27 protein-coding genes and 4 pseudogenes are annotated in these 23073 nt (G+C 54.8%); 21 read left to right on the forward strand and 10 right to left on the reverse strand.

Annotated elements, in window-relative coordinates; all coding sequences use genetic code 11:
• The first annotated feature begins 1 nt into the window (after position 1).
• From ccmB to ABD980_RS08080, 16 genes are all read left to right on the forward strand, one after another.
• Positions 2-658: a heme exporter protein CcmB gene (gene ccmB, locus ABD980_RS08005; protein WP_345371156.1), complete on the forward strand. Its 657-nt coding sequence runs from the start codon at positions 2-4 to the stop codon at positions 656-658.
• Positions 659-672: 14 nt separating this feature from the next.
• Positions 673-1407, forward strand: coding sequence for a heme ABC transporter permease (locus ABD980_RS08010; RefSeq protein ID WP_345370854.1), 735 nt, complete (start codon positions 673-675; stop codon positions 1405-1407).
• Complete coding sequence (gene ccmD / locus ABD980_RS08015; RefSeq protein WP_226070218.1) at positions 1404-1586, forward strand: heme exporter protein CcmD; 183 nt, start codon at positions 1404-1406, stop codon at positions 1584-1586. Before ABD980_RS08010 ends, ccmD begins: the two co-directional genes overlap by 4 nt.
• Positions 1583-2038, forward strand: coding sequence for a cytochrome c maturation protein CcmE (ccmE, locus tag ABD980_RS08020; protein ID WP_345370860.1), 456 nt, complete (start codon positions 1583-1585; stop codon positions 2036-2038). Before ccmD ends, ccmE begins: the two co-directional genes overlap by 4 nt.
• The gene (locus ABD980_RS08025; RefSeq protein ID WP_345370864.1) at positions 2035-3996 is read left to right on the forward strand and encodes a heme lyase CcmF/NrfE family subunit; all 1962 of its coding nucleotides are present in this window, start codon (positions 2035-2037) and stop codon (positions 3994-3996) included. The genes ccmE and ABD980_RS08025 overlap by 4 nt, the downstream gene beginning before the upstream one ends.
• Positions 3993-4517, forward strand: coding sequence for a DsbE family thiol:disulfide interchange protein (locus tag ABD980_RS08030; RefSeq protein WP_345370866.1), 525 nt, complete (start codon positions 3993-3995; stop codon positions 4515-4517). Before ABD980_RS08025 ends, ABD980_RS08030 begins: the two co-directional genes overlap by 4 nt.
• On the forward strand, positions 4514-4969 hold the full coding sequence (locus ABD980_RS08035; protein ID WP_345370868.1) for a cytochrome c-type biogenesis protein: 456 nt from the start codon (positions 4514-4516) through the stop codon (positions 4967-4969). The genes ABD980_RS08030 and ABD980_RS08035 overlap by 4 nt, the downstream gene beginning before the upstream one ends.
• Positions 4966-5823 carry a c-type cytochrome biogenesis protein CcmI gene (gene ccmI / locus ABD980_RS08040; RefSeq protein ID WP_345370870.1) on the forward strand — a complete coding sequence of 286 codons (858 nt, stop codon included), beginning with the start codon at positions 4966-4968 and terminating at the stop codon, positions 5821-5823. Before ABD980_RS08035 ends, ccmI begins: the two co-directional genes overlap by 4 nt.
• A 13-nt stretch (positions 5824-5836) precedes the next feature.
• The gene (locus ABD980_RS08045) at positions 5837-6466 is read left to right on the forward strand and encodes a TlpA family protein disulfide reductase (RefSeq protein ID WP_345370872.1); all 630 of its coding nucleotides are present in this window, start codon (positions 5837-5839) and stop codon (positions 6464-6466) included.
• 43 nt (positions 6467-6509) lie between these two features.
• Positions 6510-7256 (forward strand): cytochrome c biogenesis CcdA family protein, encoded by a 747-nt coding sequence (locus ABD980_RS08050; protein ID WP_345370874.1) that lies wholly within the window; start codon positions 6510-6512, stop codon positions 7254-7256.
• A gap of 74 nt (positions 7257-7330) precedes the next feature.
• Positions 7331-8017, forward strand: a complete 687-nt coding sequence (locus ABD980_RS08055; protein ID WP_018574799.1) for a heavy metal response regulator transcription factor — start codon at positions 7331-7333, stop codon at positions 8015-8017.
• Complete coding sequence (locus ABD980_RS08060; protein WP_345370882.1) at positions 8018-9478, forward strand: Cu(+)/Ag(+) sensor histidine kinase; 1461 nt, start codon at positions 8018-8020, stop codon at positions 9476-9478.
• A gap of 102 nt (positions 9479-9580) precedes the next feature.
• Positions 9581-11113: a multicopper oxidase family protein gene (locus ABD980_RS08065; protein WP_377536145.1), complete on the forward strand. Its 1533-nt coding sequence runs from the start codon at positions 9581-9583 to the stop codon at positions 11111-11113.
• A 159-nt stretch (positions 11114-11272) separates the two neighbouring features.
• On the forward strand, positions 11273-12085 hold the full coding sequence (locus ABD980_RS08070; RefSeq protein ID WP_345370886.1) for a prolipoprotein diacylglyceryl transferase family protein: 813 nt from the start codon (positions 11273-11275) through the stop codon (positions 12083-12085).
• Between the two features lie 239 nt (positions 12086-12324).
• Positions 12325-12453: a hypothetical protein gene (locus ABD980_RS08075; protein ID WP_345370888.1), complete on the forward strand. Its 129-nt coding sequence runs from the start codon at positions 12325-12327 to the stop codon at positions 12451-12453.
• The gene (locus ABD980_RS08080; protein ID WP_345370890.1) at positions 12437-12763 is read left to right on the forward strand and encodes a hypothetical protein; all 327 of its coding nucleotides are present in this window, start codon (positions 12437-12439) and stop codon (positions 12761-12763) included. Before ABD980_RS08075 ends, ABD980_RS08080 begins: the two co-directional genes overlap by 17 nt.
• Before the next feature lie 162 nt (positions 12764-12925).
• Here ABD980_RS08080 and cadR read toward each other — a convergent pair whose 3' ends face one another.
• Positions 12926-13333, reverse strand: a complete 408-nt coding sequence (gene cadR, locus ABD980_RS08085) for a Cd(II)/Pb(II)-responsive transcriptional regulator (RefSeq protein ID WP_004364961.1) — start codon at positions 13331-13333, stop codon at positions 12926-12928.
• Between the two features lie 95 nt (positions 13334-13428).
• Here cadR and ABD980_RS08090 point away from each other — a divergent pair, with 95 nt between their 5' ends.
• From ABD980_RS08090 to ABD980_RS08100, 3 genes and pseudogenes are all read left to right on the forward strand, one after another.
• Entirely contained in the window at positions 13429-14325 is an 897-nt protein-coding gene (locus ABD980_RS08090; RefSeq protein ID WP_004574643.1) for a cation efflux transmembrane domain-containing protein, read from the forward strand.
• Positions 14326-14328: 3 nt separating this feature from the next.
• Positions 14329-14841, forward strand: a complete 513-nt coding sequence (gene lspA / locus ABD980_RS08095) for a signal peptidase II (RefSeq protein WP_004863699.1) — start codon at positions 14329-14331, stop codon at positions 14839-14841.
• A 21-nt stretch (positions 14842-14862) separates the two neighbouring features.
• Positions 14863-15375, forward strand: a pseudogene (locus ABD980_RS08100) (transposase family protein); the annotation flags it as partial.
• 33 nt (positions 15376-15408) lie between these two features.
• On the opposite strand, the pseudogene ABD980_RS08105 reads toward ABD980_RS08100, so the two are convergent.
• From ABD980_RS08105 to ABD980_RS08135, 7 genes and pseudogenes are all read right to left on the reverse strand, one after another.
• A pseudogene (locus tag ABD980_RS08105) lies at positions 15409-15681 on the reverse strand (Tn3 family transposase); the annotation flags it as partial.
• A gap of 3 nt (positions 15682-15684) precedes the next feature.
• Positions 15685-16305: pseudogene (locus ABD980_RS08110) on the reverse strand (DUF3330 domain-containing protein); the annotation flags it as partial.
• Positions 16235-16459: a broad-spectrum mercury transporter MerE gene (gene merE / locus ABD980_RS08115; RefSeq protein ID WP_425571457.1), complete on the reverse strand. Its 225-nt coding sequence runs from the start codon at positions 16457-16459 to the stop codon at positions 16235-16237. The pseudogene ABD980_RS08110 and the gene merE, both read right to left, overlap by 71 nt.
• A complete protein-coding gene (gene merD / locus ABD980_RS08120; RefSeq protein WP_003090698.1) occupies positions 16456-16821 on the reverse strand; it encodes a mercury resistance co-regulator MerD in 366 nt (121 codons plus the stop codon). Before merD ends, merE begins: the two co-directional genes overlap by 4 nt.
• A gap of 17 nt (positions 16822-16838) precedes the next feature.
• On the reverse strand, positions 16839-18524 hold the full coding sequence (merA, locus tag ABD980_RS08125) for a mercury(II) reductase (RefSeq protein ID WP_345370895.1): 1686 nt from the start codon (positions 18522-18524) through the stop codon (positions 16839-16841).
• 71 nt (positions 18525-18595) lie between these two features.
• Positions 18596-18871, reverse strand: coding sequence for a mercury resistance system periplasmic binding protein MerP (merP, locus tag ABD980_RS08130; RefSeq protein ID WP_000732290.1), 276 nt, complete (start codon positions 18869-18871; stop codon positions 18596-18598).
• A gap of 15 nt (positions 18872-18886) precedes the next feature.
• On the reverse strand, positions 18887-19237 hold the full coding sequence (locus ABD980_RS08135; RefSeq protein ID WP_001294666.1) for a mercuric transport protein MerT: 351 nt from the start codon (positions 19235-19237) through the stop codon (positions 18887-18889).
• A gap of 71 nt (positions 19238-19308) precedes the next feature.
• On the opposite strand from ABD980_RS08135, the gene ABD980_RS08140 reads away from it, so the two are divergent.
• Both ABD980_RS08140 and ABD980_RS08145 read left to right on the forward strand, forming a co-directional pair.
• Positions 19309-19743 carry a mercury resistance transcriptional regulator MerR gene (locus ABD980_RS08140; protein WP_000414383.1) on the forward strand — a complete coding sequence of 145 codons (435 nt, stop codon included), beginning with the start codon at positions 19309-19311 and terminating at the stop codon, positions 19741-19743.
• Positions 19744-19796: 53 nt separating this feature from the next.
• Positions 19797-20579: pseudogene (locus ABD980_RS08145) on the forward strand (ISL3-like element ISPst2 family transposase); the annotation flags it as partial.
• Here ABD980_RS08145 and ABD980_RS08150 read toward each other — a convergent pair.
• Together ABD980_RS08150 and glmS are read right to left on the reverse strand one after the other, a co-directional pair.
• The gene (locus ABD980_RS08150) at positions 20548-21075 is read right to left on the reverse strand and encodes a TnsA endonuclease N-terminal domain-containing protein (RefSeq protein WP_425571458.1); all 528 of its coding nucleotides are present in this window, start codon (positions 21073-21075) and stop codon (positions 20548-20550) included. The pseudogene ABD980_RS08145 and the gene ABD980_RS08150 overlap by 32 nt on opposite strands.
• Before the next feature lie 159 nt (positions 21076-21234).
• Positions 21235-23055 carry a glutamine--fructose-6-phosphate transaminase (isomerizing) gene (glmS, locus tag ABD980_RS08155; RefSeq protein WP_345370899.1) on the reverse strand — a complete coding sequence of 607 codons (1821 nt, stop codon included), beginning with the start codon at positions 23053-23055 and terminating at the stop codon, positions 21235-21237.
• Positions 23056-23073 lie beyond the last annotated feature (18 nt).

The following is a 23073-nucleotide window of genomic DNA, read 5'->3' on the forward strand; positions in this document are numbered from 1 at the left end:
AATGTATTGGATAGTCCGTCGTGAACTTAAGCTGACCATGCGACGAAAATCAGATGCGATGACTCCGCTTCTTTTTTTTGTGATCGTGACGAGTCTTTTCCCGCTAAGCGTGGGTACTGATGTCGAGATGCTCAGGCGCATCGCGCCAGGCGTTCTATGGGTTACCGCATTGTTGGCAACGATGCTTTCGCTTCCGCGCCTGTTTGAGCAAGACTACGCCGATGGCACCTTAGAGCAACTGGCGCTTTCCCCGGCACCACTGAGTGCAATGGTCGTTGGAAAGGTAGTGGCGTATTGGCTGATGACCGGCTTGCCTCTGGCACTACTTGCTCCGTTGTTGGCACTTCAATTCTACTTGCCGACGACGTCCATACTGATATTAGCGACGACGCTGTTAATCGGTACGCCAGTGTTGGCATTGATTGGTTCGATTGGAGCCAGTTTGACGCTGGGGCTACGTGGCGGCGGCGTTCTTGTCGCGCTACTCGTACTTCCCCTTTATGTACCGGTGCTGATTTTTGGTACTGGGGCGGTTGACGCGGCGGCATCTGGATTAGGTGCCACAGCCAATATTTCGTTATTGACCGCCATGTTGCTGGTTGCCGGCTTTTTTTCTCCCCTGGCCACAACCGCGGCTTTACGGATTGCTTTGGAATAGTAAGTGACGACAAGATGAACTGGTTTAAATACTCATCCCCAAAAACGTTTTATCCGCTTGCCGGGAAGCTTATGCCATGGTTTGCTGCAGCGGCTGTCTGCCTGACCGTGGCGGGACTCTACGTGGGTTTTTTCATGGCCCCCACTGATGCTCAACAAGGCGAAGGGTATCGGATTATCTTCCTTCACGTCCCGGTCTCATGGATGTCGATGTTCATTTACGTCGTCATGGCATTTTGGGCCGCAGTAGGACTGATCTTCAACAGTCGACTATCGGCCATGATGGCGTCAGCCTTGGCGCCTACGGGTGCCATGTTTACGTTTCTTTCCCTGTGGACCGGAGCATTGTGGGGCAAACCGATGTGGGGGACATGGTGGGTGTGGGACGCACGGTTGACCTCTGAACTGATACTGCTTTTTCTATACATGGGCTTTATGGCACTTCAGTCCGCCATAGACGATCAACGCCGTGCAGACAAAGCCGGGGCAGTCCTCGCATTGGTGGGCGTGGTCAACATCCCGGTGATCTATTTTTCAGTGCAATGGTGGAACACCTTGCATCAAGGCGCATCAGTGTCACTGACGCAAGCGCCGTCAATGGCAACGATCATGTTGATCGGAATGCTGCTTATGGCTCTGGCTGCCTGGATGTACACAGTCGCGGTCGCTCTCATGCGTGTGCGCTGCATCATTCTCGAACGTGAGTACCGAGCTGCTTGGGTAAATGATTTGAAGGAGATCCGGCAATGAATTGGACAAATCCGAATGAATTTTTCGCGATGGGTGGCTATGCCACGTATGTTTGGGGGTCGGTCGGTGTGACCGTACTGGTTCTTTACGCTGAATGTCTCTTTCTTCTTAAACGTCGCAAGACGGCGCTGGCGCACGTTAAACGCGATGCGGCGTTGGGCGCGGAGGATTCAAAATGAAAACACGTCACAAACGTATTGCGCTCATTGCAGGTGGCTTAGCCGTATTGGGCGTTGCGACAGCATTAGTGCTGAGCGCTTTCCAAAGTAATTTGCTGTTTTTTTTCACCCCTACACAAGTCGCTGCGGGAGAAGCGCCGCAAGAGCGTGCCTTTCGCGTAGGCGGAATGGTGCAGACCGGTAGTGTGCGGCGCGAGGGTGACGGTCTGACAGTCAATTTCGTTGTCACGGACACCGCCAAAACAATACCCGTCAGTTATACGGGAATCCTGCCCGATTTGTTCAGTGAAGGCAAAGGCGTCGTCGCTCAAGGAAAACTCGATCCTGATGGTTTGTTCCGTGCGCAAGAGGTGCTGGCTAAACACGACGAGAACTACATGCCCCGCGAAGCACAGCATGCGCTGGATCAGGCAGGCAAGACTTCAGATGCAACAAGGTCACAATACCCATGATTCCTGAAATTGGTCACTTCGCTCTTATCCTGACGCTATTTGTCGCGCTTGCACAAGGCGGCATTACCTTAGCCGGTGCAGCACGCGGAAATGCTACATGGATTGGCTTTGCGCGGCCTGCAGCCCGTGCTCAGTTTTCTCTCGTCGCCATCAGTTTTGTGCTGTTGATGTGGTCGTTTATTGTCAAGGATTTTTCGGTCAGCTATGTCGCCGTTAATTCCAACTCGCAATTGCCTTGGTTCTACCGGATGGCGGCCGTCTGGGGCGGACATGAAGGATCTTTGCTGCTGTGGTTGCTAATGCAAACAGGATGGGCCTACGCGGTAAGTCTGTTTTCCAGGCAGCTCCCCGATGTCATGGTTGCACGCGTGTTGGGGGTGCTGGGTTTAGTCACAGCGGGCTTCTTGCTATTTGTACTGTTGACGTCAAACCCGTTCGAGCGCCTTGTTCCGGCACCCATGGAAGGAATGGATCTGAACCCGCTTTTGCAAGATGTGGGTCTGATATTTCATCCGCCCCTTCTGTATATGGGTTATGTGGGGTTCTCTGTCGTCTTTGCGTTTGCGATTGCGGCACTGCTTGCCGGGCAACTGGATTCGGCGTGGGCACGCTGGTCTCGCCCCTGGGCCACTGTGGCGTGGCTGTTTCTGACTTTAGGGATAGCTTTGGGCAGCTGGTGGGCCTATTACGAACTCGGTTGGGGTGGTTGGTGGTTTTGGGATCCCGTTGAAAACTCCTCATTCGTCCCTTGGCTGGTAGGTACAGCGCTCATTCATTCTTTAGCGGTGACCGAAAAACGAGCCAGTTTCAAAAACTGGACCGTTCTGCTTGCTATCAGCACCTTTGCACTTTCTTTGTTAGGCGCTTTTCTTGTGCGCTCCGGCGTGTTGACGTCTGTGCATGCTTTTGCAACCGACCCCCGCCGTGGTGTATTCCTGCTGATGCTTTTCGCAGTGGTGGTGGGTTCGTCCTTGCTCCTGTTTGCGATACGTGCACCGAAGGTCGGCTTAGGCGGGCGGTTTGAGCTGTTTTCGCGCGAGTCGCTTCTCTTAGTAAACAACGTCCTATTGGCCGTTGCAGCCGGGGCTGTTCTGCTGGGAACGCTATACCCACTTTTTATTGATGCACTCGGGATGGGCAAAATTTCTGTTGGTCCACCGTACTTCAATCTGGTGTTTGTACCTCTGATGGTGCCCGTGTTACTCCTTATTGCGGTTGGTCCAGTGGCAAACTGGAAGAGGGCAAAGCTCCGTGATGTATTAAAGCAGTTGAACCTTCCTCTTTTCGTCGCGGTGGTAGCGGGTGTGGGTGTGCCCTTTTTATATGGAAGATGGTCGGCGCTTGTTGCATTAGGGATAGCGCTGGCAGCATGGATCTCCTCTGCGGTTGTTATGGGGATCTTTAAACGGATGCGCGCAACGCGCAGTGGCTTGCTCGCGCAACCGCGTAGCTGGATGGGCATGCACATCGCCCACCTGGGTGTGGCTGTATTTTTAGTGGGCGTGACGTTGGTCATGGGTTATGAAACGGAACAGGATATTCGTATGGCTCCGGGACAAACAGTGACCGCCGCAGGCTATGAACTTACCTTCCGGGGCGTCAGGAGCGAGTTGGGGGCCAACTACGCGGCCCAGGTCGGTGACATTGTTCTGTCACGTGATGGCAGGCAGTTACGTTTAATGCATCCCGAAAAGCGCAATTATTTTTCCTCGGAAATGCCCATGACGGAGGTCGCTATTGATGCGAACGGATTACGTCATTTGTACGTCGCCTTAGGGGAACCCCTTGCCGACGGCGCATGGAGTGTGCGCGTTCACCACAAGCCCTTTATTGATTGGATCTGGATCGGCTGCATCTTGATGGCACTTGGCGGCTTGTTAGCGATTAGCGACCGTCGCTATCGACTTAAGCGTCGCGAAAAACGGACGGCCGTGATTGCACAAGGAGCCAAGGCATGAGTCGATTTCTGTTTCCGTTGATTGGCTTTGTTGTGTTGCTAGGTTTTCTGGGCTTCGGCTTGACGCTCAAACCCAGTGAAGTACCGTCACCGTTGATAGGCAAACCGGCACCGGCATTTACGTTGCCCCAGTTGGCCAACCCCGAGGACACATTCTCCCCTGATGCCATGAACGGCAAAGTCTGGCTGATGAATGTTTGGGCTTCGTGGTGTTTCGCCTGTCTTGAAGAACACCCGGTAATCAGAGAGCTGACTACAAAGCATGGGGTGACGGTAGTGGGTCTGAATTACAAGGACATACGCAATGAAGCGATCTCATGGTTAAACCGTCATGGCGATAGCTATTTAGTGTCTGTTTCCGATACGCAAGGGCGCGTGGGTATCGACTACGGCGTGTACGGTGTGCCCGAGACATTCCTTATCGATCAGACCGGCGTTATTCGGTATAAGCATATCGGTCCGGTGACCCACGACGCGGTGCGCGAGACGATTCTACCCATGATACGGGAGCTGGAGAAATGAATCGTTGGTGGTTAACGCTGATCAGCGTCCTTATCGCGCTACCTGCCTGGGCCAATAACGACCCGGCGGAAGTTCGCCTGCAGGGCATTGCCGCGGAGCTGCGCTGCCTGGTCTGCCAGAACGAATCCATTGCGGCTTCACGCGCCGACCTTGCTGTGGATCTGCGCCAGCAAATACGTGAACAGATTCAAGCGGGCAAAACGGATTCAGAGATCCGAACCTATATGGTGGATCGTTATGGTGATTTCGTGCTCTATCGTCCTCCGCTAAAAACCACCACGGTATTGCTATGGTTTGGGCCCTTGCTTTTGCTGGTTTTCGGACTATTCATCCTTGCGATAACGTTAAAGCGTCGAAGAAGTGCGCTCGCTGACAAGAGATTAAGTGCGGATGAACTTAGGCGGGCCCAAGCATTACTTGGACAAATCAAAGACCCTGGAAAACAGTCATGAATGCTCTATTTATTACTATCGCTGCCATACTGCTTGCGTGGATCACGCTATGGCTCGCACGCGTGCTTTGGCGTGGAGTCAGGCATGATTCGGAAATCGAGCATCACGCCGTCAATACCGCGGTGCTGCGCGACCAATTGCTAGAACTCGAACAAGATCATGCAAATGGCATATTGACGTCAGACGATCTGGCCGATGCACAGCAAGAGCTACAACAACGAGTACTTCATGAGTCGATCCCAGGGCAGACTGGGCGTCTGGGACGGGCGCCGGGCAAACGTTCAGCGATAGCTCTCAGCTTTACGTTGCCAGTGGCCGCGGTGTTCACGTACCTCGCAATAGGAAATCCTGCCGCGATGTCACCACCGCCCGTACAGAATGTCCCGATGTTGACGCAGGCCGATGTGCAAACAATGGTGGACTCACTTACAGCGCGATTAGCAAGTAATCCTGATGATCCTGCGGGATGGCTCATGTTGGCGCGATCGCATCGTTACTTTAATAACTATGATGACGCGGCCATGGCCTTTTCAAAAGCGGATGGCGTCATTGAAACGGATCCGCTCGCACTGGCAGAATATGCCGAGACACTCGCCAGACTTAAACCAGAAGGATTCAGGGGTGAACCCACACAGCTTTTAGAGCAGGCACTTTCGATTGATCCACAGGAGCCGTTTGCGCTCACGTTGGCTGGCGCTGCCGCACTTGAGCGGCAGGACCACCATGCCGCCATCAAGTACTGGCAACAGTTGCTGAGTATGCTCCCGCCGGATTCGGAGGCGGCCCAGATTGTTGGTAGCAGCATTGAGCGCGCGCTTCGAGAGCAGGCCGAAACAGCGATCTCTAAAAACTGATGGGTGCTGAACGATGAAGACCACTTCCAAGATAGTCGCTGGGGTAGCCGTGGCGCTGATTGGCGTAATCGTGATCGCGACAGCTTTATTTCTCTACCAGCGTAATAATGCCTCCGATGATCGTCCAGACGGAATGATTAACGTGGCGATGGACATTGCGGTGGACATAGGAGGTCAGCGCTTCACGCGCTGGCATACGCCACGGGAGCTGCCCACATTTGCCTTTAAAGACGCGACGGGCGAGACCTTGACCTTGGTCGATTTTCACGGCCGTGTTGTTCTGCTTAATATCTGGGCTACGTGGTGTCCACCGTGCCGAGAGGAGATGCCGTCGCTGGATCGGCTAAATGCCAAGTTAGGTGGGCCCGCATTTGAGGTGGTGGCATTATCAATTGACCGGGACCCCGCGCTGGTCAAGCCGTTCTATAACGAATTTGATGTGCAAACCTTGCATGGTTATTTCGATACGAGCGCAAAGGTCTCCAATGTTCTTCGTGCTCCTGGAATTCCGACAACCTTACTGATTGATCAAGAAGGCCGTGAAATAGGGCGCGCGTTTGGCCCAGCGGCTTGGGACAGCCCGCAAGTTGAAAACTTAATCGAAAGTGCACTATTAAGTGCCTCTGTTCAGGACTCAGAATGACTGATGAGAATATTCAATCCCATGTGCTTTTGAGGAGTATTTGATGCTTGAGTTAACCCTCATGGGCTTGTTCACCGCTTTTATTGCCGGTATTGCGTCCTTCTTATCGCCCTGTGTATTGCCGCTTGTGCCGGGCTACCTTTCGTATATTGCGGGTGGAACAGCGCAGCCAAGCACGTTGCAGAGTGGGGCTCGTGCTGCTCGTTGGCGAGCATTAGGGCTTAGTGCCTGTTTCGTTGTGGGATTTTCAATAGTTTTTCTGATTTTAGGAGCCAGCATCACCGCGATCGGGCGCCTATTTCTTTCGTATCGATATGAGCTAAATATCATCGCTGGAACCATCATCGTCGTTGCTGGTCTGATGATGATGGGATTAATTCGCATGCCCCTCACAATGCAGCGTTACTACCGGTTTGATCCAAAAAAAGCGGGGGGAAGTCCTTGGTCAGCGACAGTATTGGGCCTGGCCTTCGGATTCGGCTGGACACCGTGCATTGGTCCCGTACTGGGGGGGATCCTCGTACTTAGCGCAACATCAGACAGTATGCGTCAAGGTATTCTGCTACTAGCCGTGTACTCGCTCGGACTGGGTGTACCGTTTCTTCTTTCTGCATATTTCACAGCACCGTTTATGCGCAAACTGAGCTCCCTGCGCCAAGCTGGCCGTTATCTCCGAATTATTTCAGGTGCAATTTTGGTGCTTATGGGGCTTGCTGTGGCAACTGGACAGTTGGTTCGCTTTGCTATTTGGCTGCTTAGGACATTCCCGGCGCTGGGCGCGATTGGTTAATGATGTGGCGACGTTTACGCGAGTTGCTTGGGGCTCTTACCTATGACGCCATCAGTTTTTAGGAGTGTGTAGTAATGAGATTGCTTATCGTCGAAGACGAAGTGAAAACTGGGAACTACCTTCAACAAGGTCTAACAGAAGCGGGATTTATTGTGGACCTTGCGCGTACAGGACTGGATGGGCACCATCTGGCGTTAACCGGTTCGTACGACGTCATTATCCTTGACGTGATGCTGCCCGACGTTGATGGCTGGCGTATTATGCAAGCCCTTCGCGACGCCAAGTCAACCACGCCAGTACTGTTTTTAACTGCACGCGACAGTGTCGAAGATCGTGTGAAAGGCTTGGAGCTGGGTGCCGACGATTACTTGGTCAAGCCCTTCGCTTTTTCTGAGCTTCTTGCACGAGTCCGCACATTGCTGCGGCGCGGTTCAACCCCCGCTTATCAAACTGAAATGCAGGTGGCTGATCTGGTTCTCGATATTCCTCGGCGCAGGGCGGTGCGCCAGGATGTGCGTATTAATTTAACAAACAAAGAATTCGCATTGCTGGAGCTTTTGGTACGCAGGCAAGGGGAAGTTCTGCCTCGCTCATTAATAGCGTCTCTGGTCTGGGACATGAACTTCGATAGCGATACCAACGTGATCGATGTCGCGATAAGACGATTACGGGCGAAAATTGACGACGACTTTGAGCCAAAACTGATCCATACAGTGCGCGGCATGGGCTACATGCTTGATGTGACTCAGGCGGATGAATAAGTGAAACGACGTCCGACCTCGTTAGTAGTACGGCTCACCGTCTCGATAGGAATGGTTATAACGGTCGTGCTCCTTACCTTTGGCTGGATGATCGAGCGCTCCATCAACGATCATTTTATTCAGCAGGATGTTGACGAACTCAATGCCGTCGTTTATGCGTTGCAACACACCGTTGCCACCTTGCCTTCGGACGTCGAGCCGGAAGAACTGGAACGGCGGCTTACCGATGCAATTTCGGGTCACCATAATGCCTATTACTACATCTCCGATGATGCAGGCCGGCGAATTTACCAATCACCAGGCTCGGACCTGGAACGGTTTTCTCGAATCGCACTCCCTGTCGAGAAGGTTTCAGTCGATACGGTTGGCATGTGGAAAGATCGTGACGAAACACTGCGGGGCGTTGTCCTATGGCTCGACTCCGACGGCCTTGGCAGCTCCAAGTTCCTAAAACTTACTGTTGCAACCGGCATTGATTTTCACCTGCGTTACCTCAATAGCTTTCGCAATCACCTTCGAATCGTCACGGTGGCGGCATGCCTGATAGCAATTCTGGCGATATGGTTCGCGGTATACCAAGGTCATGCCCCAATCCGGCGCATCAGCCGCGAGATACGCCGCATCGGCTCAGATCAGCTACATACGCGCCTTGAGCCTGACGCCGTGCCGCGAGAACTTGCCGAACTTGCCGTTTCATTTAACGAAATGCTGGGCCGACTGGAAGATGCCTTTCAGCGGCTCTCAGCATTCTCGGGGGATATCGCACACGAACTTCGCACGCCAATCACCAACCTGAAAACTCAGACGGAAGTCGCGCTTTCGCATGCCCGCAGCGTAGAGCAGTACCAGGAGATTTTGTACTCCAACCTGGAAGAGTACGAGCGCATGGCGAAAATGATTGGTGACATGCTGTTTTTGGCCCAGGCAGATAACAAACTGCTTAAGCCCGAACTCGTCGAAATTGATCTTGAGGCCGAAATGCGCATTCTCTTCGATTACTTTAGCGCCTGGGCTGAAGAAAAAAACGTGCTCCTAGTACTCAAGGGTGAACAGGTCTGGATGGTGGGTGACAGGCTGATGATGCGTCGTGCGTTAAGCAACCTTGTGTCTAACGCCATCCGATACACACCTGCGGGAAGCAACGTATCAGCGACCCTCAGCGTCGATGGGGAGAGGGCCAAGATTTGTATTTGGAACGCTGGCGAACCCATACCATCCGAACATTTGGCTCATATTTTTGATCGGTTTTATAGGCCTGACGCCTCACGGCAACGTAGTAGTGAAGGCGCGGGTCTTGGGTTAGCTATCACCAAGTCAATTATTGAAGCGCATGGCGGGAAAATCAGCGTTCAGTCCAACGAAAAGGGAACGACGTTTAACGTTCTAGCCCCCGCAACCGGATGTTGTAGTCCAGATTCTGGACACTTCGAAACGAAATGGGATAACGGTGGCGCGTGTTAATCATGCGTCGATAGAGAATGAGGCTCCTTAGCCTTACCGGCTTCTATGCCGGGCAAGGATGGGTTGACTCATGGCAATGATATTTTTTATGAGGGTTTTATGATGAAACGCAGACAGATTTTGAAAGCTAGCGCAGCCGCCTTACTTATGGCGCCTCCCGTACTACGTGCCCAAACTCATGCTGGACATGGCACGCCTATGGCTGGTCATCATGAAATGATGGGGGACGCCCAGCACGGGGCGCACGCGGATATGGCAGAAGCTTTGTTGCCCTTAGATCGCATGCCGTCCCAACGTCCACTAGAGGCTTTACCGCGTTTGAAAAATGCAAGTAGTAAGGCGGGCCGGTTCAAAGCCACATTGACCGCTGCTCCGGCACAAAAAACGGTGGCTAATCGTGCGCCGACCGAGTTTTGGCTCTATAACGGCCTGTTGCCAGGGCCACAAATCGAGGTGTTTGAGGGAGACGAGGTCGAAATACTCTTCAAAAATCAATTGCCTGAGCCCACGACCGTGCACTGGCATGGTTTACCTGTGCCCTCAGACCAAGATGGCAACCCACAGGACAGCGTGCCTGCGGGCGGAGAACGTATTTATCGATTTACTCTGCCCAAAGGAAGTGCCGGCACATATTGGTATCACCCCCACCCGCATGGTTTAACGGCGATGCAAGTCGCGCGGGGGTTAGCGGGAACCTTTATCGTGCGCGCGAAAGACGATCCGCTGGCAGAGCTCCCAGAACAACACTGGATGATTTCCGACTTGCGGTTGGATACCCAGACGCATATTCCACCTAATACCATGATGGACTGGATGAATGGGCGTGAAGGTCAATTTGTATTGATCAATGGCCAGTTACAGCCACGCATAAAGCTGACTACGGGTACACGCGTACGGATTTGGAATAATTGCGCTGCGAGGTATTTACGTTTAGCAGTGCCGGGGTGTCAATGGATATTGCTAGGCACTGATGGTGGGCTATTGGAGCAAGCTCAAGCGCCAATGGACGAGGTGTTTTTAGCACCTGCAGAACGTGTTGAAGTCATGGTGCTCACCGAAGGAAATCTACAGGGAGAGCTGTTAAATCGATACTATGATCGCGCGAAGATGATGGTCCAGGAACCACACACCGACACGGTATTGGCTCACATGGCGGTAGAAGCAAAAGGTACACCATCGATGCCACCTACATTAAATACCTTGCCTGACTTGGGAGAGCCCGTGGCATTTAAAGCCATTGAGTTCAGCGAAATGGAGATGGATCACGGGAGCGATGAGCCCATGACGATGAGCATGCTGCAATCTATGTTTATGGTCAATGGCAAGGTGTTTGAAATGGATCGCATTGACTTGAGTAGTCGCGTGGGCGAGGTGGAAGAGTGGCGAGTTTTTAATAATTCGCACATGGATCATCCATTTCATCTTCACGGGACGCAGTTCCAGGTTGTACAACGTGAACAAGATGGCGTGGTGACTCCAGAGCCGTTCAAAGCGTGGCGGGATACCGTTAATTTACGCCCTTATGAAACCGTCGTTTTTCACGTTAAACAGCTAACGCCGGGCATTCGTATGTTCCATTGCCATATTTTAGAGCATGAAGATTTAGGCATGATGGGAAATCTTGAAGTGATCTAGCCATGCTAAATGCTTATCTTGGACAAGTTTCCAAGTTAAGCACTGTCATCTGGATGGCCGACCTCGTCGTCCATGAAGATGGTGCTGTTCAGGGCAGCGTACGGTAGGTGAAATTAACGCGCAGGAATTCATTGCGCATCTGGATACAGCAGGAGTGCCATGATTAGCGTAGGTCCTTTCTCGATTCGAGTTGTCATTATCGTGCTTGCAGCCATCGTGGCATGGATCGCTGCACGGCTCGTCGCTCGGCGTTTGATGGGGTCGGGGGCAAAGCACGCAAGCAGCTTGATTTTCGATGCGTTGATGGTCGGCCTGGTTACGGGGCGTCTCACCTTCGTTCTGATATGGTGGAGCGACTATATCGCTACACCCTGGTCCATTCTGGCGGTAGGTGACGGCGGTTTTTACCCCGTCGCCGGTGTCCCGGTAGCCGTTGCCTGGATTTGGTGGAGAACCCGGCATGAGCAGTCCCTGCGCAAACCAGTCTATGCGGGCGTTTTGGCAGGGTTAATAGCCTGGGGCGGGGCAGGCAGTTCGCTGGCCCTGCTGCATGAATCTGCTCCGTCGTTACCTGCGCTTGAATTGAGCACGATAGACTCCGAACCCGTAAGCCTTACAAGCTTTGCCGGGAAACCCGTTGTAGTGAACCTGTGGGCCACATGGTGTCCGCCCTGTCGACGCGAGATGCCCGTGTTCGTGCAGGCTCAAGCGGATTACCCCGACCTGGCTGTCGTCATGATAAATCAGGGGGAAAGTACTCAGGCTATTAACGCTTTCCTGAAGTCAGAAGGTTTGGAGCTGGAGCATGTGCTGCTCGACCCTTCGTCGGCCATGATGCGAGAGGTCGGCTCACGCGGATTGCCCACAACCTTGTTTTTTGACGCGGAAGGAAAAATGCTAGATGCTCACATGGGTGAAATCACCATGCCAAGCCTGAAAAACACCCTGAAAAACCGCTTTGGATTGCAGTGACAACCAACCATATTTCCTCAGAAAGAGTTCTAATGATGGGAGTCGGGTCCAAAAATACAGTGGCATGCTGCAACATGATGCTCAGTCCGAAGTATCGGGTCGCACAATGAAGTGCGACTTTGATGAGGCTATGTGGAACCCTCTCTTCATAGGTGGGGCGTGATGCTCGTTGGCACACTGCTGGGTCTACTGATTGGCGTAGCTCTAGGTTTAACCGGGGCTGGAGGGGGATTTTCGCCGTGCCAGCGTTGGTGTTTGGTCTTGGGATGGATATTCGTTCGGCTGCTCCCGTAGCGCTTTTTGCCGTTGGCTCGACGACAGGGCTGGGTGCAGTGCAAGGTCTGCGCCAAGGTGTCGTCCGCCTATAAGGGGGCCATCGCACTTGCCGCTGCCGGTGCCGTTACGGCCCCGCAGGGCGTCAGGCTGGCCCATTGGCTTCCGGCGCTTTGGTTGAACCTGACGTTTGTTGCCATCATGCTTGTGGCTGAGTACCGCATGTTTATGTCGTCACGTAGTGCCCAGACCGAGGATGAAGTGCCCCTATTGCGTACTAGCGTTTGTAAAGTCTCACGCGAAACTGGGCGTTTCGCCGGTGTGCTCAAGAACATTTTTGAGCGAGGCATTAGGAGTGAACATTGTGTGGGCGGACAAAATAGTTGGGAACTAGCGGCAGCGTAGTGTATTAGCGAAAACTTCAAAAATGACAAAATAGTTTGAAACTACAACCCTTGATCCTACTTAAATATAAAAAAAGGGTAAGCGGATTAAATGGTTGATCTTACCTTTGCATGAGAGTGAGACAGACCGGCATCTCATCGGATTATCTGGTTGATGCTTCACCTACTGCTGGTGCATGTTTCCTTCGCTAATTCCAGCAAGAACCCCACACGCCTCAACTTCCCGGTCATCGTTGCAACTCGCTCTCAGTGAAACGAGTTGTTTCTCAAGCGCTTGCAGAGCGGTTATCTGCGACCGCACATGAGAGATGTGATCATCGAGCAAGGCGTTGACGGCGGTACAAGGCTGATGAGGGTCGTCCTGATAGCTCTGTAGTTCGTGAATCTCAGCCAGTGACAGGCCCAGGATTCTGCAGCGACGGATGAAGGCCAGCCCCTCACCATGCTTCTCGGTATAGACACGGTAACCGTTGTCCTGCCGATCAGGCGGCGGCAACAAGCCCTGCTGTTCATAGAAGCGGATCGTCTGTGTTTCGACCCCTACCAACTGCGCCAACTGACCAATGCGCATCAGCCTCCTCCCCAACGGATTCTTTACTCTATTGACCTTATAGTAGCTTTATAGTTTTAAATGGTACCACAACATTGTTCAAGTGGAGTCGTATCATGAGCAAATCCTGTGGTGGCGCCTGTGGCGGTGATGCAACGTCCGCAGCGGATACCGATATACAGGCCTCCTCCGAGGCGCCAGGGAGATGGGTCAGTGTTTATGCCGTGCCGAAGATGGACTGTCCATCAGAAGAACGAATGATTCGCCTAGCCCTGAACGGCTTTGAGGAGATTCGGGCGCTGTCCTTCGACTTGTCGAACCGCCGGCTGAAGGTCGTGCATGACGGCGAGGTCGAGCCCGTCACCTCGAAACTGAAGACCTTGGGGCTAGGCGCCTCGCTTCAGGAAACCGTCGCTGCAAATCCGGAGACCATCAAGGCCGCCGAGTTTTCGGCAGCTTCTGCTAAGCAAGAATCCGGGACCCTGCGCTGGTTGCTCGGCATCAATGCACTTCTGTTCGTGGTGGAAATGACTGCCGGTCTGATCGCCCAGTCCACCGGCCTGATTGGAGAATCCCTGGACAATTTTGCCGATGCGGCGGTGTACGGGCTTGCCCTTTATGCGGTTGGACATAGCGTGAAAATGCAGGTACGTGCCGCGCATCTTGCTGGTGTACTGCAACTGATCTTGGCTGTGGGCGTGCTCGTAGAGGTGGTGAGACGCTTTGTATTCGGTAGTGAGCCTGAATCGCTGGTGATGATGGCTATCGCATTCGTCGCATTGATTGCCAATACCAGTTGTCTGCTGCTCATATCCAAACATCGGGAAGGCGGGGCGCACATGAAGGCAAGCTGGATATTCTCGGCCAACGACGTGGTGATCAACCTGGGGGTCATCACCGCCGGCGCCCTGGTCGCGTGGACCGGTTCCAATTATCCGGATCTGATTATCGGCACCATCGCGGGGGGCATTGTACTTAACGGTGCCAGACGCATTTTGGCGTTGAAGGGTTAAATAATGCTCATTATTGGCAAAAAGCTCTCGCCGTATGCCCTATTGTCCATATCGGGCCTGCTGGCAGCGTCTGATCAGGCTGTAAAGTGGCTGGTGCAGCAATCAATGGCCTATGGCGAGTATGTTTCGGTGACCCCGTTCTTTAACTGGGTGCACCTATGGAACACCGGTGCCGCATTCAGTCTTTTTGCGAATGGTGGAGGCTGGCAGCGCTACTTTTTTATCGGAATCGCGGTAGTGGTCTCGATTTTTCTGATCAAGCTGATCCTTGAAAATCGTCATAAAGGAGAAGCCATCGCTTACAGTCTTATCCTCGGTGGCGCCATGGGCAACCTGATTGACCGGGTCTTTCGCGGCTATGTTGTGGATTCCTTTGATTTCTATTGGCGAGACTGGCATTGGCCGGCCTTCAACCTGGCTGATATTGCAATTGTCCTCGGTGCCTTACTTTTCGTTTCCAGCAGCTTGTTGGGTAAAAAAGCAAACACCAATGCCGAGCCGGATGGATCTGACTGACACCTACGCCTATACAACACCATGACCGAACTTCCCGACAACATCCTTCACCTGCCGCAATACCAAGTACTGGGCTGCAAATCAACCGACGACGAAATGCACTTCCAGGTGGACGTGCCCGATCCCATCGCCTGCGAGGAATGCGGCGTGCAGGGTGAGTTCGTACGGTTCGGCAAGCGTGACGTTCCCTATCGTGATCTGCCCATCCACGGCAAGCGGGTCACTCTCTGGGTGGTCCGCCGCCGATACACCTGCCGGGCCTGCAAGACAACATTCAGGCCCCAGCTACCGGAGATGGTGGACGGATTCCGTATGACACTGCGGCTGCATGAGTACGTGGAGAAGGAATCCTTCAACCACCCCTACACCTTTGTGGCGGCACAGACCGGCCTGGACGAGAAGACGGTGCGCGACATCTTCAACGCCCGCGCCGAGTTCCTGGGGCGCTGGCACCGCTTCGAGACGCCCCGCATCCTGGGCATTGACGAGCTATACCTGAACAAGCGCTACCGCTGCATTCTGACCAACATTGAGGGGGTCGCCTCAGAAAACGGAAAATAAAGCACGCTAAGCCGGTTGCAACGGTCGTAGCGGCCTGAACTTGCCCGCGCCGATCTTGGCGCTGCTGCGCCAGAGGTAATCGCCGGTCAGGTTGATGTGTTCCCAGCCGAGCGGCGACAGGTATTGCAATAGCGCGTCATCGACAGCATGCCCGTTGCCACGCAACGCATGTGCTGCGCGCTCCAGATAGACCGTGTTCCACAACACGACGGCCGCCGTCACCAGGTTGAGGCCGCTGGCCCGGTAGCGCTGCTGCTCGAAGCTGCGGTCGCGGGTTTCGCTCCCGGTCTTGGCGCGCGCCTGGAAGCGCTGATAGCACTCCAGCCCGCAGAAGTGCTCGACGTATTCCGCGCCTTCCGGGGTGAAGGCGGCATCGAGCGGGATTTCCTTGCAGCACACGCAGCAACTGGTGGCAGTCGGATCATTTGCATTCATGGTGGCACCCCTCCATTGACTGACGAAGACGGCGAATGCCGCCGCCGGCATCGGCTTGGCGAACAGGAAGCCTTGTCCTGTGTCGCAGTCCGCTTGTCGCAACAAATCAAGACTCGCCGATGTTTCCACGCCTTCGGCCACTACTTCCATGCCAAGCCCATGCGCAAGCTGAATCACGGTGCGCACGATGGTCTGGTCGCGGTGGTCGTTGGCGAGTCCGGCGACAAACGATTGGTCGATCTTGAGCGTGCTGATGGGGCAGCATTTCAGGTGTTGCAGGCAGGAATAGCCGGTGCCGAAGTCGTCGGCGGCGAAGCGCACACCGATCTGTCGCAAAGCTTCCAGGGCGGGGAAGATCGCCGGATCACCGAACGCAACCGATTCGGTCAGCTCAATTTCAAGATACGCGGCGGGCAACCCGGCATCGGCCAGCACGCCCTTTACCCACTTGTCGAAATCTGGCCCCACTTGGCTCGCCGATGAACGCGCCGGCCGTCGTGCCGGCCAGCACAATGGCGAGAATCGGCAAATGACAGGGACAGGTGAGCACCGCCAGCGCACCCCACAGGTAGCCGGTGAACGGCTTGTGTGTCTCGGTCGGCAAGCGCTCGGGGCTGTTCATGGCAGACTCTCCGCTTGCTGGGCCGGCGCGGTCGGCATCGCGGCCAACTGCACCTCCAGATCGGCCAACGCTTCGCGTCGGCGTTCGACGAACTGACTCAGCACGGCAAGCTGTGCGGCTGTTTCATCGCAGTCCGCCGCATCCAGCGCCCGGCACAACCGCGCCAATGCGTCCAGGCCGATGCCCGCCTCAAAAGCGGCCCGCACAAAGCACAGCCGCTGCAAGGCGGCGTCATCGAACAAGCCGTAGCCGCCCGTGGTGCAGGCGACTGGCCGCAGCAATCCGCGCAGCAGGTAGTCGCGCACGATATGCACGCTCACCCCGGCCTCAAGGGCCAGTCGGGACACTGTGTAGGCGTTCATCGAACACCTCCTTTTCCTTATCCGGCGCAGCAGGACAGTTGCTTCACGTCCTTGCTGAAGGTCTGCGCCGCGAGCTTCAAGCCCTCGACCATCGTTAGGTAGGGGAACAACTGGTCGGCTAGTTCCTGCACCGTCATGCGGTTGCGAATGGCGAGAACAGCCGTCTGGATCAGTTCGCCCGCTCCCGGGGCCACCACCTGTACGCCAATCAGCCGTCCGCTGCCTTCCTCGATGACCAGCTTGATGAAGCCGCGGGTATCGAAGTTGGCGAGCGCACGCGGCACGTTGTCGAGCGTCAGCGTGCGGCTGTCGGTTTCGATGCCATCGTGGTGCGCTTCCGCCTCGCTGTAGCCCACGGTCGCCACTTGCGGGTCGGTGAACACCACGGCCGGCATCGCGGTCAGATTGATGGCGGCGTCGCCGCCGGTCATGTTAATGGCCGCACGAGTGCCGGCCGCTGCCGCCACATAGACGAACTGCGGCTGGTCGGTGCAGTCGCCGGCCGCGTAGATGTTCGGGCTACTGGTGCGCATGCCCTTGTCGATGACGATGGCCCCCTGCGCATTGACGGCTACCCCCGCCGCTTCCAATGCCAGGCTGCGCGTGTTCGGTGTCCGGCCGGTGGCGACCAGCAGCTTGTCGGCGCGCACTTCGTCCTGTCCAGTGGTCAGCACGAATTCGCCGTCCACATGGGCGACTTGGCTGGCTTGCGTATGTTCCAGTACCTTGATTCCTTCGGCACGGAAGGCGGCTGTGACGGCCTCGCCGATGGCAGGGTCTTCGCGGAAGAACAGCGTGCTGCGCGCAAGGATCGTGACCTGGCTACCCAACCGGGCGAAGGCTTGCGCCAGTTCCAGCGCCACCACCGACGAGCCGATGACGGCCAGGCGTTCGGGAATGGTGTCGCTGACCAAGGCCTCGGTCGAAGTCCAGTAGGGTGACTCTTTCAGGCCCGGAATCGGCGGCATGGCCGGACTGGCACCCGTGGCGACCAGGCAGCGGTCGAACATCACGACGCGCTCACCACCCTCGTTCAAACTAACGATAAGGCTCTGGTCGTCCTTGAAACGCGCTTCACCGTGCAGAACGGTGATGGCTGAATTGCCGTCCAGGATGCCTTCGTACTTGGCATGACGGAGTTCTTCGACACGGGCCTGCTGCTGGGCCAGCAGCCGCTCGCGCAAGATCGTCGGCGGTGTGGGTGGCATGCCGCCGTCGAATGGGCTTTCCCGGCGCAGATGGGCGATGTGGGCGGCGCGGATCATGATCTTGGACGGCACACAACCGACGTTGACGCAGGTGCCGCCGATGGTGCCGCGCTCAATCAGCGTGACCTGCGCGCCTTGCTCGACGGCCTTCAGTGCTGCCGCCATCGCGGCTCCACCGCTGCCGATCACGGCGACTTGCAACGGGCGCTCGCCGCCGCTGCCCTTGTCGGCGGCACCCATCCAGCCGCGCACCTTGTCGAACAGCCCAGTGCGGTTGTCGGTCGGCGGGGCATCGGCGAGCATCGCTTTGTAGCCCAGGCCAGCCACGGCGGCGGTCAGTGCGTCCGGCGCTGTGCCTGGATCAAGGGCGAGCTGGGCCGCGCCCTTGGCATAGGACACTATGGCAGATTGGACGCCGGGTACTTTTTCCAGCGCTTCCTTGACGTGCGCCGCGCACGAGTCGCAGGTCATGCCGGTGATTTTTAGATGGGTCATGCGACAGATCCTTTTTCGTTTGTGGTAGCAGACAAGGGCGTCAGATGTGCTGCGCTGCCGTTTTCAGTGCCTCACTTCTTGACGCTGGACGGATAGCCTGCGTCTTCGGTGGCCTTGGTCAGCTTCTGCACGCTGGTCTTGGCATCATCGAAGGTGACAACCGCTTCGCGTGTCTCGAAGGTCACGTTAACTTTGCTGACGCCTTCGACCTTGGAAATCGCCTTCTTGACGGTGATCGGACAAGCGGAGCAGGTCATGCCCGGTACGGACAGCGTGACGGTCTGGGTGGCGGCCCACACGGGGGCAACAACGGCAGCGATGGCGAGAGAGGCAAACAGTTTTTTCATGATGAACTCCTGTGATTAATAGAAAAATGGCATGACGTAGGGAAATCCGAGCGCGACCAGAACCAGCGCGGCCACGACCCAGAAAATGAGCTTGTAAGTAGCGCGCACTTGGGGAATCGCACACACATCCCCTGGTTTGCAGGCTTGCGCCGGTCGGTAGATGCGCCGCCAGGCGAAAAACAGCGCCACCAACGCCGCGCCGATGAAGATCGGGCGATAAGGTTCCAACACCGTCAAGTTGCCGATCCAAGCGCCGCTGAACCCCAGGGCGATCAGAACCAGCGGCCCCAGGCAGCAAGCCGAGGCGAGGATGGCGGCTAGCCCGCCAGTGAAGAGCGCCCCGCGCCCGTTTTGAGGTTCAGACATACGCTTGTCCTTTCAAATCTGGATTGGATAGCTTAAGCTTACTTCCGTACCAATGTACGGAGTCAAGCGATATGGAAAAAAATTTGGAGAATCTGACTATTGGCGTTTTCGCCAAGGCGGCCGGGGTCAACGTGGAAACAATCCGGTTCTATCAGCGCAAGGGCTTGTTGCCGGAGCCGGACAAGCCCTATGGCAGCATCCGCCGCTATGGCGAGGCGGATGTGACGCGGGTGCGCTTCGTGAAATCAGCCCAGCGGCTCGGATTCAGCCTCGACGAGATCGCAGAGCTGCTGAGGCTGGATGACGGCACCCACTGCGAGGAAGCCAGCAGCCTGGCCGAGCACAAGCTTCAGGACGTGCGCGAAAAAATGACCGACCTGGCGCGCATGGAAACCGTGCTATCCGAACTTGTGTTCGCCTGCCATGCGCGGCAAGGGAACGTTTCTTGCCCGCTGATTGCTTCGCTGCAAGGGGAGAAAGAGCCGCGTGGTGCCGACGCGGTGTAGCCGAGGGTAGTTACGCCTTAGCGTGCTTTATTTTCCGTTTTCTGAGACGACCCCTTGAGGAGCGAACCCTGCTCGACCTGCTGGCCACCCGCCGCCAGGACGTGGTGACCAACTACCTGATGAAGCTGAAAGACCGGCAGAAGGTCGAGATCGTCAGCATGGACATGTGGAACCCCTACCGGGCAGCGGTCAAGGCTGTGCTGCCCCAGGCCCGTATCGTGGTCGATAAGTTCCATGTGGTGCGCATGGCCAACGATGCCCTAGAGAGAGTGCGCAAGGGCCTCAGAAAGGAGCTGAAACCGTCCCAGAGCCGGACTCTCAAGGGAGACCGGAAAATCCTGCTGAAACGCGCTCACGAAGTCTCAGACCGGGAGCGCCTCATCATGGAGACCTGGACAGGCGCGTTCCCGCAACTGCTGGCCGCCTACGAGCACAAGGAGCGCTTCTACGGCATCTGGGACGCCACCACACGGCTCCAGGCAGAAGCCGCCCTGGACGAGTGGATAGCCACCATCCCGAAGGGCCAAAAGGAAGTCTGGAGCGATCTGGTCAGGGCAGTGGGAAACTGGCGCGAAGAGACCATGACCTACTTCGAGACGGACATGCCCGTCACCAACGCTTACACGGAGTCCATCAACCGACTGGCCAAGGACAAGAACCGTGAAGGGCGCGGTTACTCCTTCGAGGTGATGCGGGCACGAATGCTCTACACCACGAAGCACAAGAAGAAGGCACCGACTGCGAAGGTCTCTCCTTTCTACAAGAAAACCATCGGTTACGGACTGCCGGACTTCGCAGAGGAACTCAACTACGGAGTCGATCTATCAACCATCTGAGGGTGGTATCAGATTGATGGGGTGAAGGTGCCCCATCAACCATTAAATCCGTATACCCTAATTTTTCTAGGGTGCGCTCGTCTTGTAAGGCTGCTGCAGGTTTGACTTGAATAGCAAACTGCTCAAAAGGACCATCTTTGCAGTCCACTAAAAAATCAGTAGACATAACCTGATCTGCACCACGAATAGCAGGATGCTTAATGCCACTATCTATTACAATCTGCTTGGTGTCACTAGGTAATAGGGGGAACTGCTCGCGTATATCTAGCACGCTGCTCTCCCATTCAAGACTGAGAAAAACAGCAAGCTCTAAATCAGAGAGTAAATGATGAACTCGTCCCGTTTTATGAGAATAAATACGGTGGGAACGACCTGAGGAAGGGACTTCTTGGACTGTTAGCCATGGAGTATAGTCCTTACCATGCCCTTGGCCACGCCCCTCTTTAATACGACGGGCAATTTGTACTTCTGAGAATGAAGATTTTGCTTTAGCCATAATAAAAGTCCAGTATGCTTTTTCACAGCATAACTGGACCAATTTCAGTTTACAACTATTTTGTCTAGGTGCAATCTATATTGTCACAGACGCAAACTATTTTGTTTAGATGCAATCTATTTTGTCACTCTACATTTCCGCCCAACCTTTACCTTACCCCTACTCCACCGTCACACTCTTTGCCAGATTACGCGGTTTATCCACATCGGTGCCTCTGGCAACGGCCGTGTGGTAGGCCAATAGTTGTAGTGTGATGGTATGCAAAATAGGAGAGAGCATGCCGTAGTGTTCGGGCATACGAATCACATGGATATTGTCCTCAGCGTGGATCTGCGTGTTGGCGTCAGCAAATACATATAGCTCGCCACCACGGGCGTGTACTTCTTGGATATTGGATTTGAGTTTTTCTAATAATTCATCTTTAGGTGCAATCGTGACCACTGGCATGGCTTCTGTGACCAAGGCCAGCGGTCCGTGTTTTAGCTCTCCGGCCGGATAGCCTTCGGCATGGATATAGCTAATTTCTTTTAGTTTTAAAGCCCCCTCTAAGGCGATGGGATAATGCATGCCGCGGCCTAAAAACAAGGCATTTTCTTTACGAGCAAATTTATCCGCCCAGTCCATCACTTGTGGCTCTAGCGCTAATACTGTCGCAATGGCTTTGGGTAAGCGGCGTAGCTTGCGTAACAATTGGTGTTCTTGTTCCTGATCAAGACGGGCTTTGCTTTTAGCCAAAACCATTGCCAATAAAAACAACGCCGCTAGTTGGGTCGTAAACCCTTTAGTCGATGCCACACCAATCTCTACGCCTGCACGGGTGATAAAAGCCAGCTCGCATTCACGTACCATGGCACTGGTTGCCACATTACATACGGTTAGCGTGTGTTCCATACCCAACGATTTGGCATGCTTTAACGCTGCCAACGTATCGGCCGTCTCTCCCGACTGCGAGATCGTCACCACCAAAGTACGTGGGTTAGGCACGCTTTCTCTGTAGCGGTATTCGCTAGCGATCTCTACCGCAACAGGCATTTTAGCAAGCGCCTCAATCCAATATTTAGCCGTTAAGCCTGCATAAAAGCTGGTACCACATGCCAAAATCAGCACCTGATCTACCTCATTCAAATGCTGTGCCGCCGCCCCAAACAACTCGGGCACAACAGCGGTAATACCCTGCAGCGTATCCCCTACCGCACGCGGCTGCTCAAAAATCTCTTTTTGCATGTAATGGCGATATGGACCCAAATCGGCAGCCGCAGCATGCGCTTGTACCGTATGCACAGCGCGATCAATATCCTGCCCAGCCTTATCGACGATCAGCACGGTATCGGTACTTAAATCGACCAAATCCCCGTCTTCTAAATAAATAATCTGATCTGTAGTCCCTGCGATCGCCAAAGCGTCAGAGGCTAAAAAATTCTCATTATCACCGACCCCAATCACCAAGGGCGATCCATTGCGTGCACCCACTAACCGGTCTGGCTCCTCGCTACACATTACCGCTAACGCATAGGCTCCCACCAAACGCTGACAGGCTTGTTGAAGCGCCTCAAACAAATCCCCTTGGTACAAATGGTCGATAAGGTGAGCGACTGCTTCGGTATCGGTTTGGCTCTCGAACTCATAGCCCTCGGCCATCAGCTCAGTACGTAGTATTTCGTAATTTTCTATGATGCCATTATGTACCACCGCAATACGCGGGGGCTGACCCGAAAAATGGGGGTGGGCATTACGTGTGGCTGGCACACCATGCGTGGCCCAACGTGTATGTGAGATCCCTAACGTTCCTGCCAAATGATCCCGTTCCACCTGTGCCGCTAGCTCCGCGACGCGCTGCGTACTGCGCGCACGCACCAAGTCGCCTCCGCTACCAATAGCTAAGCCACAAGAGTCATAGCCACGGTACTCCAAACGCTGTAATCCCGCCAGCAATACAGGGACAATATTACGCTGTGATACGGCACCCACAATCCCACACATAAGGCTTCCCTTTTCAAA

Origin of the sequence: Paenalcaligenes hermetiae, from assembly GCF_039543645.1 — a bacterium.
In the GTDB taxonomy this organism is placed as follows: Bacteria; Pseudomonadota; Gammaproteobacteria; order Burkholderiales; family Burkholderiaceae_B; genus Paenalcaligenes; species Paenalcaligenes hermetiae.

What these genes read in the sequence shown, in the direction of transcription:
- ABD980_RS08035 (WP_345370868.1), top strand. Translation starts at nt 4,514, where the DNA reads ATGAATCGTTGGTGGTTAACGCTGATCAGCGTCCTTATCGCGCTACCT.
- merP (WP_000732290.1), bottom strand. Translation starts at nt 18,871, where the DNA reads ATGAAAAAACTGTTTGCCTCTCTCGCCATCGCTGCCGTTGTTGCCCCC.
- merA (WP_345370895.1), bottom strand. Translation starts at nt 18,524, where the DNA reads ATGACCCATCTAAAAATCACCGGCATGACCTGCGACTCGTGCGCGGCG.
- ABD980_RS08055 (WP_018574799.1), top strand. Translation starts at nt 7,331, where the DNA reads ATGAGATTGCTTATCGTCGAAGACGAAGTGAAAACTGGGAACTACCTT.
- ABD980_RS08150 (WP_425571458.1), bottom strand. Translation starts at nt 21,075, where the DNA reads ATGGCTAAAGCAAAATCTTCATTCTCAGAAGTACAAATTGCCCGTCGT.
- ABD980_RS08010 (WP_345370854.1), top strand. Translation starts at nt 673, where the DNA reads ATGAACTGGTTTAAATACTCATCCCCAAAAACGTTTTATCCGCTTGCC.
- ccmI (WP_345370870.1), top strand. Translation starts at nt 4,966, where the DNA reads ATGAATGCTCTATTTATTACTATCGCTGCCATACTGCTTGCGTGGATC.
- glmS (WP_345370899.1), bottom strand. Translation starts at nt 23,055, where the DNA reads ATGTGTGGGATTGTGGGTGCCGTATCACAGCGTAATATTGTCCCTGTA.
- ABD980_RS08065 (WP_377536145.1), top strand. Translation starts at nt 9,581, where the DNA reads ATGAAACGCAGACAGATTTTGAAAGCTAGCGCAGCCGCCTTACTTATG.
- ABD980_RS08140 (WP_000414383.1), top strand. Translation starts at nt 19,309, where the DNA reads ATGGAAAAAAATTTGGAGAATCTGACTATTGGCGTTTTCGCCAAGGCG.
- ccmD (WP_226070218.1), top strand. Translation starts at nt 1,404, where the DNA reads ATGAATTGGACAAATCCGAATGAATTTTTCGCGATGGGTGGCTATGCC.
- cadR (WP_004364961.1), bottom strand. Translation starts at nt 13,333, where the DNA reads ATGCGCATTGGTCAGTTGGCGCAGTTGGTAGGGGTCGAAACACAGACG.
- ccmB (WP_345371156.1), top strand. Translation starts at nt 2, where the DNA reads ATGTATTGGATAGTCCGTCGTGAACTTAAGCTGACCATGCGACGAAAA.
- ccmE (WP_345370860.1), top strand. Translation starts at nt 1,583, where the DNA reads ATGAAAACACGTCACAAACGTATTGCGCTCATTGCAGGTGGCTTAGCC.
- ABD980_RS08025 (WP_345370864.1), top strand. Translation starts at nt 2,035, where the DNA reads ATGATTCCTGAAATTGGTCACTTCGCTCTTATCCTGACGCTATTTGTC.
- merD (WP_003090698.1), bottom strand. Translation starts at nt 16,821, where the DNA reads ATGAACGCCTACACAGTGTCCCGACTGGCCCTTGAGGCCGGGGTGAGC.
- ABD980_RS08030 (WP_345370866.1), top strand. Translation starts at nt 3,993, where the DNA reads ATGAGTCGATTTCTGTTTCCGTTGATTGGCTTTGTTGTGTTGCTAGGT.
- ABD980_RS08090 (WP_004574643.1), top strand. Translation starts at nt 13,429, where the DNA reads ATGAGCAAATCCTGTGGTGGCGCCTGTGGCGGTGATGCAACGTCCGCA.
- ABD980_RS08050 (WP_345370874.1), top strand. Translation starts at nt 6,510, where the DNA reads ATGCTTGAGTTAACCCTCATGGGCTTGTTCACCGCTTTTATTGCCGGT.
- ABD980_RS08135 (WP_001294666.1), bottom strand. Translation starts at nt 19,237, where the DNA reads ATGTCTGAACCTCAAAACGGGCGCGGGGCGCTCTTCACTGGCGGGCTA.
- ABD980_RS08045 (WP_345370872.1), top strand. Translation starts at nt 5,837, where the DNA reads ATGAAGACCACTTCCAAGATAGTCGCTGGGGTAGCCGTGGCGCTGATT.
- ABD980_RS08070 (WP_345370886.1), top strand. Translation starts at nt 11,273, where the DNA reads ATGATTAGCGTAGGTCCTTTCTCGATTCGAGTTGTCATTATCGTGCTT.
- lspA (WP_004863699.1), top strand. Translation starts at nt 14,329, where the DNA reads ATGCTCATTATTGGCAAAAAGCTCTCGCCGTATGCCCTATTGTCCATA.
- merE (WP_425571457.1), bottom strand. Translation starts at nt 16,459, where the DNA reads ATGAACAGCCCCGAGCGCTTGCCGACCGAGACACACAAGCCGTTCACC.